This is a genomic window from Streptomyces sp. NPDC019937, assembly GCF_040631655.1.
Taxonomy (GTDB): domain Bacteria; phylum Actinomycetota; class Actinomycetes; order Streptomycetales; family Streptomycetaceae; genus Streptomyces.
On the sequence record NZ_JBEYAL010000052.1, the window covers coordinates 38,816 to 51,247 of the forward strand.

At 71.8% G+C, this 12,432-nt stretch carries 11 protein-coding genes; 5 read left to right on the forward strand and 6 right to left on the reverse strand.

Features of this window, described 5'->3' with window-relative positions; genetic code table 11:
- Positions 1-85 precede the first annotated feature (85 nt).
- The gene (locus ABZ562_RS36270; protein WP_361488281.1) at positions 86-751 is read right to left on the reverse strand and encodes an NAD(P)-binding domain-containing protein; all 666 of its coding nucleotides are present in this window, start codon (positions 749-751) and stop codon (positions 86-88) included.
- Positions 752-885: 134 nt separating this feature from the next.
- On the opposite strand from ABZ562_RS36270, the gene ABZ562_RS36275 reads away from it, so the two are divergent.
- Genes ABZ562_RS36275 through ABZ562_RS36285 form a run of 3 tightly spaced genes read left to right on the forward strand, consistent with a single transcriptional unit; the run spans position 886 to position 3,617 of the window.
- Positions 886-1,332, forward strand: coding sequence for a helix-turn-helix domain-containing protein (locus tag ABZ562_RS36275; RefSeq protein ID WP_361488283.1), 447 nt, complete (start codon positions 886-888; stop codon positions 1,330-1,332).
- Positions 1,333-1,371: 39 nt separating this feature from the next.
- The gene (locus tag ABZ562_RS36280) at positions 1,372-2,394 is read left to right on the forward strand and encodes a phosphotransferase family protein (protein ID WP_361488286.1); all 1,023 of its coding nucleotides are present in this window, start codon (positions 1,372-1,374) and stop codon (positions 2,392-2,394) included.
- Positions 2,395-2,402: 8 nt separating this feature from the next.
- Complete coding sequence (locus ABZ562_RS36285; RefSeq protein ID WP_361488288.1) at positions 2,403-3,617, forward strand: acyl-CoA dehydrogenase family protein; 1,215 nt, start codon at positions 2,403-2,405, stop codon at positions 3,615-3,617.
- A gap of 58 nt (positions 3,618-3,675) precedes the next feature.
- Here ABZ562_RS36285 and ABZ562_RS36290 read toward each other — a convergent pair whose 3' ends face one another.
- From ABZ562_RS36290 to ABZ562_RS36310, 5 genes are all read right to left on the reverse strand, one after another.
- On the reverse strand, positions 3,676-4,278 hold the full coding sequence (locus ABZ562_RS36290; protein ID WP_361488290.1) for a TetR/AcrR family transcriptional regulator: 603 nt from the start codon (positions 4,276-4,278) through the stop codon (positions 3,676-3,678).
- An 18-nt stretch (positions 4,279-4,296) separates the two neighbouring features.
- Positions 4,297-5,940 carry an AMP-binding protein gene (locus ABZ562_RS36295; protein ID WP_361488293.1) on the reverse strand — a complete coding sequence of 548 codons (1,644 nt, stop codon included), beginning with the start codon at positions 5,938-5,940 and terminating at the stop codon, positions 4,297-4,299.
- Entirely contained in the window at positions 5,937-6,713 is a 777-nt protein-coding gene (locus ABZ562_RS36300; RefSeq protein WP_361488296.1) for an SDR family oxidoreductase, read from the reverse strand. The genes ABZ562_RS36295 and ABZ562_RS36300 overlap by 4 nt, the downstream gene beginning before the upstream one ends.
- A gap of 132 nt (positions 6,714-6,845) precedes the next feature.
- Positions 6,846-7,898 (reverse strand): LysR family transcriptional regulator, encoded by a 1,053-nt coding sequence (locus tag ABZ562_RS36305; protein ID WP_361488298.1) that lies wholly within the window; start codon positions 7,896-7,898, stop codon positions 6,846-6,848.
- A gap of 165 nt (positions 7,899-8,063) precedes the next feature.
- A complete protein-coding gene (locus ABZ562_RS36310; RefSeq protein WP_361488301.1) occupies positions 8,064-10,889 on the reverse strand; it encodes a penicillin acylase family protein in 2,826 nt (941 codons plus the stop codon).
- A gap of 187 nt (positions 10,890-11,076) precedes the next feature.
- Between ABZ562_RS36310 and ABZ562_RS36315 the strand changes: the two genes are divergently transcribed.
- Both ABZ562_RS36315 and ABZ562_RS36320 read left to right on the forward strand, forming a co-directional pair.
- A complete protein-coding gene (locus ABZ562_RS36315; protein ID WP_361488303.1) occupies positions 11,077-11,694 on the forward strand; it encodes a hypothetical protein in 618 nt (205 codons plus the stop codon).
- A gap of 166 nt (positions 11,695-11,860) precedes the next feature.
- Entirely contained in the window at positions 11,861-12,322 is a 462-nt protein-coding gene (locus tag ABZ562_RS36320; RefSeq protein WP_361488306.1) for a MaoC family dehydratase, read from the forward strand.
- Positions 12,323-12,432: the final 110 nt, after the last annotated feature.

Genomic DNA, 12,432 nt, shown 5'->3' on the forward strand with positions numbered 1-12,432 from the left:
TCGCGGTTCCTTGTGTCGCCGGGCGCTTCCCCCTTACCGACGCTCCTGCTCGGGAACCGGCACCGCAAATCCAGCCCGCTCGGGTTCAGGCCGGAACGCGGTAGGGGACCTGGGCCGCCGCCGGGGGCAGCGCGGCCCGCGGCTCCGCCCCGGCGAACCAGAAGCCGAGCAGGAACGCGGCCGTCGCCTCCAGGTGCCGGGCCCGCTCCAGGCCGCCGCCGTCCAGGGGTACGCAGCCCATGTCGCGCACGAGGGTCCGTACGGCCTCCAGCGCGCCCTCGTCGTCCCCGCACAGCGGCACCGCGAGGGGGCCGTCCGCGAAGACCGGCGGGGTCATCCGCCACACCGAGTCCGCGCACAGGTTGAACCCCTTCACCACCCGCGCCCCGACCGCCTGTGCGGCGATCCGCTCGGCCACCCCCGGGCCGCCGCCGGTGGCGAGGACGAACCGGCCGGGGACGATCGCGTTGGTGCAGTCGATCAGCGCCCGGCCGCTCAGCGTCCCCTCCCCCGCGCCCGCCGCCTCCAGGGTGGCCGCCACCCCTTCGTACGCGACCGCGAGCAGCGTCACCTCCCCGAACCCGGCGGCCTCGCGCAGCGATCCGGCCCGTGCCCCGTGGCCGGTCCGCTCCGCCAGGGCCCGCGCGTCGGCGGGCGTGCGGCCGCCGATGAACACCGTGTGGCCCGCCCGCGCCCACTGCCCCGCCAGCCCCTCGGCCATGGTTCCCGTGCCCAGCACTCCGATCCGCATCGCGCGGCCTCCTCATCGCTCACGAGCGGCCGGTGCCGCCCGCTTCGAACAGGACACTAGGAAGTCCGTTGCGCACCCCGTGGTGCCCAATGGATCCGCTAGGACGGCCAGTACGTCAGCCCCAGGAGGCATGAGTGACGACGACCCCGCACCCTTCGCCCACCGGTCGGTTCATCGCCGACTGCCGGGCCCGGATCGGCTTCGATGTGCTGACCCGCACCTGGACCGCCGTGGTGATCTTCGGGCTGCGCGAGCGGCCGCGCCGCCCCGGTGAGCTGCGCACGGCCATCGGCGGCATCAGCGCCAAGGTGCTCAACGAGACGCTGCGCCGCCTGGAGGACGACGGGCTGGTGGAGCGGCGTCGGTACGCGGAGGCGCCGCCGCGCGTCGAGTACGCGCTGACGCCGCTGGGCCGCACCCTGCTGGGCCCCGTCGAGGCGCTGGGCTCCTGGGGCATCGAGTACGGCGACGCGGTCACGGCGGCTCAGGAGCGCGCCGAGCGGCGGCGGGAGGGAACCGGTGACGGCCGCGCACTGGACTACATACCGACTGGTCGGCATCATGAGGTGGACATGGAGTGAACCGTACCGTCGCCCGCCTCCCAGGGAAGAAGAGATTCGATGAACGCAGGCAATCCGCCGGGACTCGATCTGACGCGGCTCCGCGCCCATCTCGACCGCGAGCGGCCCGGGCTGGTGGGCGGCCCGCTGAGCGCGGAGCTGATCGAGGGCGGCCGGTCGAATCTCACGTACGCCGTCACCGGCGGCGCCTCCCGCTGGGTGGTCCGCCGGCCGCCGCTGGGGCATGTGCTGGCCACCGCCCATGACATGCGGCGCGAGCACCGGGTGATCAGCGCGCTGTATCCGACCAGCGTGCCGGTGCCGGAGCCGGTGCTGCTGTGCGAGGACGAGGCGGTGGCCGGGGCGCCGTTCTACGTCATGGAGTTCGTGGAGGGCACTCCGTACCGTACGGCCGAGCAGCTGGCCGCGATCGGTCCGGAGCGCACCCGGGGGGTGGTGCTGTCCCTGGTGGACACCCTCGTGGCGCTGCACGCCGTCGACCCCGCCGAGGTCGGGCTCGGTGACTTCGGGCGGCCGGAGGGCTTCCTGGAGCGGCAGCTGCGGCGCTGGGGCAAGCAGCTGGAGGCCTCGCGCAGCCGTGAGCTGCCCGGCATCGACGAGCTGCACACCCGGCTCGCCAAGGCGCTGCCCGCCTCCCCCGCGCCCACCGTCGTGCACGGCGACTACCGCCTGGACAACGTCCTGGTGGGCGCCGACGACCGGATCAAGGCGATCCTCGACTGGGAGATGTCCACGCTCGGCGATCCGCTGACCGACCTCGGCCTGATCGTGATGTACAGCGAGCACCCCACGCTGGACGACGCGCCCATCTCCTCCACCCAGGGCGCCCCCGGCCACCCGGGGACGGACGAACTGGTCCAGCGGTACGCCGAGGGCTCGGGCCGGGACGTCGGCGGCATCGCCTGGTACACCGCCTTCGCCTACTTCAAGCTCGCGGTGATCTTGGAGGGCATCCACTACCGCTTCACCCTCGGACAGACCCTGGGCGCGGGCTTCGACCGCATCGGCGCCATCGTCCCGGGCTTCATCCACAACGGCCTCACCACCCTCCAGGAGAACTGAGACACCTCATGGACTTCGCATTCGACGCCCGCACCGAAGAACTCCGCGCCAAGCTCCTGACCTTCATGGACGAGCACGTCTACCCGGCCGAGGCGGTCGTGGGCGAGCAGCGCGCCCGGCTCGGCTCGCCCTGGGAGACCCCGGCCGTCGTGGCGGAGCTGAAGGCCGAGGCCCGCAAGCAGGGGCTGTGGAACCTGTTCCTGCCCGACGCCGAGTACGGGGCCGGGCTGACCAACCTCCAGTACGCCCCGCTCGCCGAGATCACCGGCCGCAGCCCCCAGCTCGCCCCCACCGCCCTCAACTGCGCCGCGCCGGACACCGGCAACATGGAGGTGCTCACCCAGTTCGGCAACGAGCAGCAGCGCAAGCAGTGGCTGGAGCCGCTGCTCGCGGGCGAGATCCGGTCGGCCTTCGCGATGACCGAGCCGGAGGTGGCCTCGTCCGACGCCACCAACATCGAGACCCGGATCGAGCGGGACGGCGACGACTACGTCATCACCGGGCGCAAGTGGTACATCTCCGGGGCGATGAACCCGGACTGCAAGATCTTCATCGTGATGGGGAAGACCGACCCGGAGGGCGCGGACGTGCGCCGCCAGCAGTCCATGGTGCTGGTGCCGCGCGATACGCCGGGGGTCGAGGTGCGGCGGGCGATGCAGGTGTACGGCTACGAGGACCACTACCACGGCGGCCACGCCGAGGTCGTCTTCGACCGGGCCCGGGTGCCGGCCGCGAACCTCGTCGGCGAGGAGGGCGGCGGCTTCGCCATCGCCCAGGCCCGGCTGGGCCCCGGCCGTATCCACCACTGCATGCGGCTGATCGGCATGGCCGAGCGGGCGATCGAGCTGATGTGCCGCCGGGCGGTGACCCGGCAGGCGTTCGGCAAGGCGCTCGCCCAGCAGGGCCAGGTCCACGAGTGGATCGCGGACGCCCGGGTGGCGGTCGAGCAGCTGCGGCTGCTGGTCCTCAAGACGGCCTGGATGATGGACACGGTGGGCAACCGGGAGGCGCACACCGAGATCCAGGCCATCAAGATCGCCACACCGCGGACGGTGGTGGGGATCCTGGACCAGGCGGTGCAGTTGCACGGCGCGGGCGGGGTCAGCCAGGACTTCCCGCTGGCGGAGCTGTGGGCGGCGGCCCGTACGCTGCGGCTGGCCGACGGGCCGGATGAGGTGCACCAGCGGTCGCTGGCGCGGCGGGAGTTGAAGCGGTACCTGTAGCCACGAGAGCGAGCGGAGGGGGCGCCCACACCGTGGGCGCCCCCTCCGCCGCGTCTCCTTACGGCCGCAGCGCGCGCAGCAGGAGGTCGGCCAGGTGGTCGGCCACCTGCTGGGGGCCGAGGGGGCCGCCGGGGCGGTACCAGGTGCCCAGGTGGTGCACGGAGCCGAAGTGGTAGTCGACCACCAGGTCCGCCGGGGTGTCGGCGGTGAAGACCCCGGTCCGCTGGCCCTCCTCGACGAGCGCGCGGAACCGCTCGTGGTAGCGGCGCCGCTCGGCCCGTACCTGCTTGTACTTCTCCGGGCTCAGATGGTGCATCGACCGGAAGAAGATCGTGGTGTCGTCGAGGTTCTCGATGGTGGTCACCACGACGTCGGCCGCCGCGTCCCGCAGCCGCCGCTCCACGGGAGCGTCCGCGTCCGCGAAGGCGTCCAGCCGTTCCTGCTGGAGGCGGAGCACCCGGCCGTAGATCTCATGGAGCAGATCGTCCTTGGAGCCGAAGTAGTGGTAAAGGGCTCCCTTGGTGACCCCCGCCGCCTCGACGATCTCCTGGACGGACGTCCGGTCGAACCCGCGCTCCGCGAAGAGGCGGGTCGCGGCGGCCAGCAGCCGCCGCGGCACCGGTTGTCCGTCGCCGTTCGTCGTTCTGGCCATGGTCGCCACCCGTTTCTCTTTCCGTTCTCATCCTCGCAGTTCTCGTCGGAGGATCTTGCCACTGGTCGTCTTCGGGAGCTCGGGCAGGATGTCGACCTCCCGCGGGTACTTGTACGCGGCGAGCCGGTCCGCGCAGTACGCGGCCAGCTCGTCCGGCGTGGCCTCGGCCCCCGGCCGCAGGCTCACGTACGCCTTGACCGTTTCGCCCCGGTAGGGGTGCGGCTTGCCGACGACGGCCGCCTCGCGGACGGCGGGGTGAGTGTAGAGCACGTCCTCGACCTCGCGCGGCCACACCTTGAACCCGGAGGCGTTGATCATGTCCTTCTTGCGGTCGACGACATACAGCCAGCCGCCCTCGTCCATGAAGCCGATGTCCCCGGTGCGCAGTTCGCCGCCGGGCATGCCGGCCTCGGTGGCGTCGGGGCGGCGCCAGTAGCCGGGGACGACCATGGGGCCGCTCACCACGATCTCGCCGGGCTCGCCGAACGGCAGGTCCTTGCCGTCGTCACCGGCGATCCGTACGACGGTGTCCGCACCGGGCACGCCGACCGCCAGGGTGCCGGAGACCGGGTCGACGGGGGCCCGTACGCCGGGCGGGACGCTGGCGCAGGGGGCGGTGCACTCGGTGAGCCCGTAGCCGTTGTGCAGGTACGGGCCCAGCGCCGACTCGAACCGGTCGACCAGCGCGGGCGGCAGCGGGGCGCCGCCGGAGGAGATGATCCGGAAGGACGAGAAGTGGTCGCGGGTCGCCTGCGGATGGGCCATCAGCGCCATGAAGGCGGTGGAGGGGCCCACGGTGTACGCGGGGCGGTGCTCGGCGAACGCGTCCAGGACGACCCCGGTCTCGAAGCGGTACGCCAGCGCGAGCGTCCCGGCCCCGGCGAGGCTCGCGCCCAGCTCGCAGACCATGCCGGTGATGTGGAACAGCGGCGCCAGCGCGAAGATCACCGAGCCCGGGGGCAGCTCGTGGAGGAGGTGCTGCCGGTCGGCGTTGTAGGAGACGTTGACATGGGTGTTGATGGCGCCCTTGGGGGTGCCGCTGGTGCCGGACGTGTAGCTGATCAGCGCGATGTCGCCGGGCGCGGGCTCGGGGACGGCGGGCGGCCGGGCACCGGCGCGGGCGGCCACCAGGAGGTCGTCGGTGTCCTCGGGCACGGGGACGCGCTCGTCGCGCAGCACCCGCTCGTCGTTCCGGGTCTGGAAGTCGTACGCGTCGGCGGTGAGCGCGATGCGCACCGGGGTACCCGCGGCCGTCTCCCGTATGTACGCCTCCCAGCCGGTGCGGGCGCACACCAGCGCGGTGACCTCGGCGTCGGTGAGGATGTGGGTGAGTTCGCCGCCCTTGTACATGGGGTTGACGGGGACCACGGCCGCGCCCGCCTTCCACGCGCCGAGCAGCGCGATCACGAAGTGCGGGGTGTTCTGCAGCATGATCGCGAGCCGGTCGCCGGGGGCGAAGCCGCGCCCGGCGAGGTGGCCGGCGAGCCCGTCCGACAGCTCGTCCAGCTCCCGGTAGGTGATCCGGCCGTCGAAGTAGGCGAGCGCGGGGTGGTCAGGGGCGTCGCGCACCGCCTCCCGGAAGGCGTGCAGCACGCTCGGGCGCGGGGTGATCGGTTGGCGCTGCTTCTCGGTGAGCTGGGCGAGCCACGGCTGGTCCTGGTACGACGTCATCGGGGCGGCCTCTCTTCGGTCTCTTCCAGGGTGCGCTGGACGCGGTTCATGCCCCGCAGCCACCGCTCGGTGTCGGTGGCGCGCTGGGCGTAGTACTCGGCCGTCTCCGGGTGCGGCAGGATCAGGAACCGGTTCTCGGCGATGCCTTGGAGCACGGCGGCGGCGACGTCCTCCGGTTCGATCGCGGTGGGCACCAGCACCAGGTCCCCCGCGGCTCCGCTGTCCACCAGCATCTTGGTGCGCACGCCCTGCGGGCACACGGCGTGCACCTGGATGCCCCGGTGGCGGTAGGTGGCGGAAAGCCATTCGGCGAAGGCGAGCGCCGCGTGCTTGGAGACGCTGTACGGCGCCGAGCCGACCATGGTGAGCATCCCGGCCGCGGACACGGTGGACACGAAGCGCCCCTCCCCGCGCTCCAGCCAGTCGGGCAGCAGCGCGCGGGCGGCCCGGACATGGGCCATCACGTTGACGTCCCAGGACTGGGCCCACAGCTCCTCGTCGGCCTCGGGCCCGCCGCCGTGGCCGACGCCCGCGTTGGCGCAGAAGATGTCGATGGCGCCGCCGAGCGCGTCGCGGGCGGCGGGCACCACGCCGGAGGCGTCACCGGGGACGGCGGTGCCGCCGATCTCGGCGGCGACGGCCTCCGCCCCGGCCGCGTCGAGGTCGTTGACGACGACCTGGGCGCCCTCGGCGGCGAAGCGGCGGGCCAGGGCGGCGCCGATGCCGCCTCCCGCCCCGGTGACGACAACTCGCGCTCCACGCACGGTTTCCACGATTGAGACGCTCCTCGGATGCGGCGCGGCCGTCGGCCCGGATCGGCCCGGCCGCACCGGCAGACTAACCAGTCGGTATGTGGAACGGAAGAGGGCGATCGGCCGACCGGCGGATGACCATCGGGGTGCGGCTCACCGGTCGCGCGGGCTCCGGGGGCGCTGGTCGCCGATGACCCGGCGCCAGCGGGCGTTCTCCCCCGCCAGGGCGTTCCACAGCACGTTGAGCGGATGGTGGTCGTCCTGCGCGGCGCGCTCCCCGGCCCGTACGAAGACCCCGACGAGCACTTCCAGCTCCGGCGCGATGTCATCGGCCAGCCGCAGCGTGCGCAGCCCGGCGCCGGTCCGCAGCCGCCCGTCGGCCACCGCGTCGCCGATCCCCTGGGTGACGAGCACCCCGCCGCGCAGCACGCCCGAGGAGAGCAGTTCGAGGCCGTAACTCACGGTGTCGATCTCGGCCGCGATGTGCAGCTCCTGGCGGTAGCGGCCGCCGAACCAGCCGCGCAGGAAGCCGGGGATGAGGCCGTCGGCGGAGACCGCGAGCGGCACCCCGGGCAGGGCGCTCACCGCGACGGCGGGGTCCGGCAGTTCGCCCGCGCCGAGGTTGGTGACCAGGGACAGGCCGCTGCGCCGCCACTGCATCACCTCGAAGTCCTCCAGCCCGCGGTTCTCGCTCCCGGTGGCCAGCACGCTGCCGCAGACCAGGTCGAGTTCCTTGGAGCCGAGCCGGTGGAGCAGGTCCCGGGTGCGGACGTGCTCGACCTTCAGCTCGACGCCGCGGCTCTCGAAGTCGGCGGTGACCAGTTCCACGGCGTTCAGCAGAAAGCCGAGGGTGTAGCGGGTGGAGCCGACGGCCAGCCGGCCGCCGAGCCGGCGGCGGCAGTCGCGCAGTTCGTCCTGCCATCCGTTCAGCGTGCCGCGGGCGAGTTCGGCGAGGCTCTCGCCGGTGGCGGTGAAGAGCACGTTCCGGCTGCGGCCCCGTTTGAGGACGAGCGGTTCTCCGCACAGGGTGCCGAAGTTCCGGTTCATCGTGTCGAGCTGTTTTTGAACGCTGGACTGCTCGCGGCCCAGGAGCCGGGCGGCGCCCAGCGCCGTACCGGTCTCATGGACCGCGAGCAGTGTGCGGAGTTGATCCATGGTGGTGTCCAGCAGCGCCGCGGGGTACTGCCACCGATCGCTTGAGGACATTCCGGTCTTCTGCTCCCCCGTACAAGAAAACGCGTCCTGACGTTTCGAAGCATAGTGCAGCGTCTTCGGCGCTATTCCTGGTCCGGACCTGGCAGGGATATTCCGGAATGCACGAGGGAAACCGCGAGAAGCACAGGGACTTCAGAAATGACCGGGGCCGTACGTTCAGCGGTGGCGGGCGAACTCCACCACTTGCTGGAAGGTGGGACGGTTCTGCCAGCTGATCTTGTCGTGGGTCAGTCCGCCGACGGTGCGCTGGATGATGGAGTCGGCGCACCACTGGTCGCCCGCCGCGCAGTTGTCGTCGCCGGGGTAGACCTCGGTGGCGGGCTTGGCGGCGGCCTGCTTGAGGCTTGCGAGCAGGGCGTCACGGCAGGCGCTCAGGTCGCCGCCGCCGCAGTACGGCTTGGCGAGCGGCCCCTTGACGTCCTCGCCGAGGACCGCGCGCAGGTCCTTGTCGACGTAGGACCACCAGCCGTACTGGAAGGACGACCCGGCGTGCGAACCGGTCGGCCCGTGGCCCGCCGAGGGCGATTCGTCCACGCTCAGGTTGGTGCGCAGCGCGTCGTACAGCTCGCCGCCGAGGCCGGGCTTGAACTCGGCCTCGACCAGCAGCGGCCACCAGGCGTCCATGATGCGCACCGCGTCGGCGTGGCCGTAGGTGTGCGAGCCCGCGCTCGTCTCGCGGCGCTGTGAACCGGCCGCCTGCCAGGACTCCAGCCGCTGCACGGCGGTGGAGAGCGCCGGGTCGTCGATCGGCTTGCTGCGCAGCACCTTCAGCAGCTCGGGCAGCACGTCCTCGCCGCGCAGGTCCGTGACGGCGGCCTCGCCCATCGCCCGGGCGAGCGCGGCGCGGGTCACCCCGCCCTTCTTGACCAGGGCGCGCACCCGGTCGTCGAGGAGGTTGCCGCGGTGCACGGAGCCGTCGCCGAAGCCCGCCGCGCTGTAGTCCTTGGCGAGCTTGTTGTTCCAGCTGATGTAGTAGTCCTGGTCGATGGACTGGGGGTGTTCGGCGGCCGGGGTGTACGCGGCGGTGTTGTCCGCCGGGTCGAAGTCCCGCCACTCGTACGCCTTCTCGGCCTTGACGGGCAGCGACGGGTCGACGCCGTCGGCGCGCCGCATGTTGAGCCCGCTGTTGTAGTAGGCGGCCTGCCGGGAGTCGGCGTAGAACCAGTTGAAGGTGTAGTTGATGTGCTGGGCGGCGCTCTGGAAGGACTTCGCGTCGGTCACGTAGCCCGGGTCGTTGAACATCTGGAAGCCGACGATCGAGTCGGCCTCGTGGCGGTAGGTGGCGCGCAGCGAGGTGAAGGCGACGGGTTTGCCGCCGACCGTGGCGCGATGGGTCACGAGCCCGTACTTGGTGCGGTAGACCTGCATCCGGTAGGAGCCCGCGGCGGTGGAGTCGGCGACGGTGGGCTTCCAGGCGTTGCGCCGCTCCAGCTTGTCCATGGGCAGGCAGTCGCCGTGGTAGCGGTAGTACGTCGCGTCCTTGCCCGGCGTGGAGCCGTCCGGTGAGCACAGCTCGACCGCGTAGGTGTCGGTGACGTCCTGCGCGGAGGTGGTGGCGCTCCACGCGTAGTCCTGGCCGCGCCCGAGCTGGACGTACATTCCGACGCCCGCGAAGGAGGCGCCGCGGGCGCTGATGCCCGGGCCCTGGATCTCCTGGAGCATCAGCAGCTGCGGGGCGAAGTAGCCGGTCTGCGGGCCGAAGACGGCGACGGGGTGGCCGCTGGCGGTGTACTTGCCGGAGACCACGAGCGCGTTGGACATGCCCTTCTTGCGGCTGAACAGGTCGCGGGGCAGCACCCCGTCGTCGTAGATGCCGCGCAGCTTGTCGAGCTTGGCGGGCGCCTTGACCGCGGTGCGGTCCTCGGCCTTGGCCGGGGTGGCGCTGCCCTCGCGGTCGTACACGAGCTGTTCGGGGGTGACGGAGCCCGGGTCGGGCATCGCGGTGCCCTGTGCGTTCGCGGGCTTGTCCGCGTACGGGAAGCCCTTGCCGTCGTGGACGGTCAGCACGGCCTCCGGGTCGTTGCGCTGCCGGAAGGACTCCCAGACCTTGGTGCCCTCTTCGAGGCCGTACTTCTGCTGGGCGGCGAGCATGGACAGCGCGCCCTCCACCTCGCCGCCGCCTCCGTTGCCGAAGAGGGCGCCGACGACGGAGGCCAGCGCGATCAGGTCGGTGAGCTTGAACGGCTGGATCTCACCGGCGTTGGTGATCGCGTCGATGTGCCCGGTGAGCACGTACTCGCCGGGGAAGTTGCGGGCGTCCTTCGCCTTCTTGGCGTAGGCGTTGATCCCGTCGATGTACGCCTGGGCGTCGGCCAGCGCCTGCTTCCCGCGCTCGCCGCCGGTGGCCAGGATGTAGTCGATCTGCGCCTGGTAGTCCGCCTCGGTGTACGGCGCCTGGCGGAAGAAGTCCTGTTCCAGGCCCTGGTTGGCGGGCGCGCCACCGGCGAACGAGGTCAGCTCGCCACGCCCCACGTGGCGGAACAGGTCCATCAGCCACAGCCGGTCCTGGGCGGCGGCGTATCCGGCGCCGAATTCGGTGCCCTCGCGGGTGGTGCCCTGGATGTGCGGGACGCCGGTCTTCTTGTCCCGGGTGATCGTGACGTCGTCGCGGGGCTTGGTGACCGACTCGACCTGGTCGGCCGGGACGCCGAACGACGAGTCGTTGAAGAAGGTGTTCAGCTTGTCGTCGGTGAGCGTCGGATAGCCCTGGGCCAGGTCGGCGTACGGGCCGAGCTGGTCGGCGCTGTGCGCGGGGTGGGTGCCGAACACTCGGTTGGCGAGGATGTCGGCCAGTGTCGCGTTGCCGGTCGCGCCGGGCGGCAGGATGTCGGAACACTGCCCCCCGCAGTAGTCGGTGGCGGCTTGCGCGGCGGGCGCCGCCTGGGCCTCTTGCGGCAGCGGGGCCGCGAACGTGGCGCCGAGCGCCAATACCGCGGCCGCGGCCACCGCGACACGGGTGAGCTTGCCGGTTCTGAAACGCATATCCGCTCCTCCCGGATGCAGTTGAGGGGGAGGTTACCGGCGGTACAACCACGCCGGAAGGTGAGCGGCCGTCAACTTCCTTGTTCCGATTGCTTCGCGAGTTTCTGGAAACACGATGGATCCGGATCGCGCTGCGTTACGTCCATTCGACAACGAGTCGGGTCCGCACTCGCGGAGGTGGTAAGAAGTGGCCGGTTTCAGAGCACTCGCACGAGAGGTTCGCAATCCACGCAGACACGTCACCGCCCGGCGCACCTCGCTGCGCAAATGCCTGGAGCGGTTCGCGCCGTACGGGCACCGGGCGACCTGGCACCATCTGTGCGCCAGGACCGGGATCATCCCGGAGGACCGTCAGCCTGAACCCACACGTTTGATCACGGCACTCGAAGAACTCGAGGAGGCCCGCACCCTGTGGCTCGCGTACGAGGCGGACTTCGCCGCCCGGCGCAGGCTGGAGAAACACCACGGCATCCGGCAGCCCAGCGCCGTCGACGACTGGCACCTGCACACCTGGGGCGGCTGCGACATCATGCCGTGCGAATCCCCCTCGACCCACCCCGACGGCCGCCTCGCCGACGTCCTGCGGCGGCTGATCGTGGCCATGGAAGCGGGCCCGGGATCGGCCTGCCCGGTCTGCGCCCAGGAACGGCTGGTCTGGCGCGAGGACCTGAACCGCTATCCCGCGGCCGGACCGGTCTGCGAGGACTGCGGCATCGTGGTGCCGGTCCCGCTGCTCACCACCGAGGCGCTGGCGGCCTCCCGGCGCGCCGGCTGCGCGACGGTGACGCGGTACGCGGCGGCCTGAGGCCCGGCCCCGGGCCGGGGGCGCGCTCGCCGGGACCTGGCGGGCGCGCCCCGAACAGCGCCCTCGGCATGAGGGGCCGCGCACGGCGCGTTGACAGGAGCCTGGCCACCCGAGCATGCTGAGCAGTCGCTTAGCCGCATCGCGAGTCGCCCGGGAGGCAGCACACATGGCAGAGCCCAGGATCTTCACCTCACCCGACGAACTGCGCGCCGCGGTCGGTGAGGAACTCGGCCCCAGCGACTGGCTGGAGATCGACCAGAAGCGGATCGACCTGTTCGCCGAGGCGACCGGCGACCACCAGTGGATCCACGTCGACGCCGAGAAGGCCGCCGCCGGCCCCTTCGGCACGACCATCGCCCACGGCTATCTGACCCTGTCCCTGCTGCCGTACTTCAGCCCGCAGCTGCTGCGCGTCGAGGGCTTGACGATGGGCGTCAACTACGGCAGCAACAAGGTCCGCTTCCCCTCCCCCGTTCCGGTCGGCTCCCGGCTGCGCGCCACGGGCCGCATCGCCGAGGTGACCGAGGTGAAGGACGGGATCCAGCTGACCCTCACGGTCACCGTCGAGCGCGAGGGCGGCACCAAACCGGTCTGCGTGGCGGAATCGGTCTCCCGCTTCTACTTCTAGGGGGTGTCTTGTGGGTCAGGCCGGATCAGCGAGCGGCGTCTGGTGCAGGGGGCACCTCCCAGCGGTAGCTGGGGGAGCATCGCAACCCGCGTGAGGAGAGCGCAGCGGCG

Coding starts and splice junctions, on each gene's coding strand:
- ABZ562_RS36295 (WP_361488293.1), bottom strand. CDS start 5,940: ATGACGTCGTACCAGGACCAGCCGTGGCTCGCCCAGCTCACCGAGAAG.
- ABZ562_RS36305 (WP_361488298.1), bottom strand. CDS start 7,898: ATGTCCTCAAGCGATCGGTGGCAGTACCCCGCGGCGCTGCTGGACACC.
- ABZ562_RS36320 (WP_361488306.1), top strand. CDS start 11,861: ATGGCAGAGCCCAGGATCTTCACCTCACCCGACGAACTGCGCGCCGCG.
- ABZ562_RS36310 (WP_361488301.1), bottom strand. CDS start 10,889: ATGCGTTTCAGAACCGGCAAGCTCACCCGTGTCGCGGTGGCCGCGGCC.
- ABZ562_RS36270 (WP_361488281.1), bottom strand. CDS start 751: ATGCGGATCGGAGTGCTGGGCACGGGAACCATGGCCGAGGGGCTGGCG.
- ABZ562_RS36280 (WP_361488286.1), top strand. CDS start 1,372: ATGAACGCAGGCAATCCGCCGGGACTCGATCTGACGCGGCTCCGCGCC.
- ABZ562_RS36285 (WP_361488288.1), top strand. CDS start 2,403: ATGGACTTCGCATTCGACGCCCGCACCGAAGAACTCCGCGCCAAGCTC.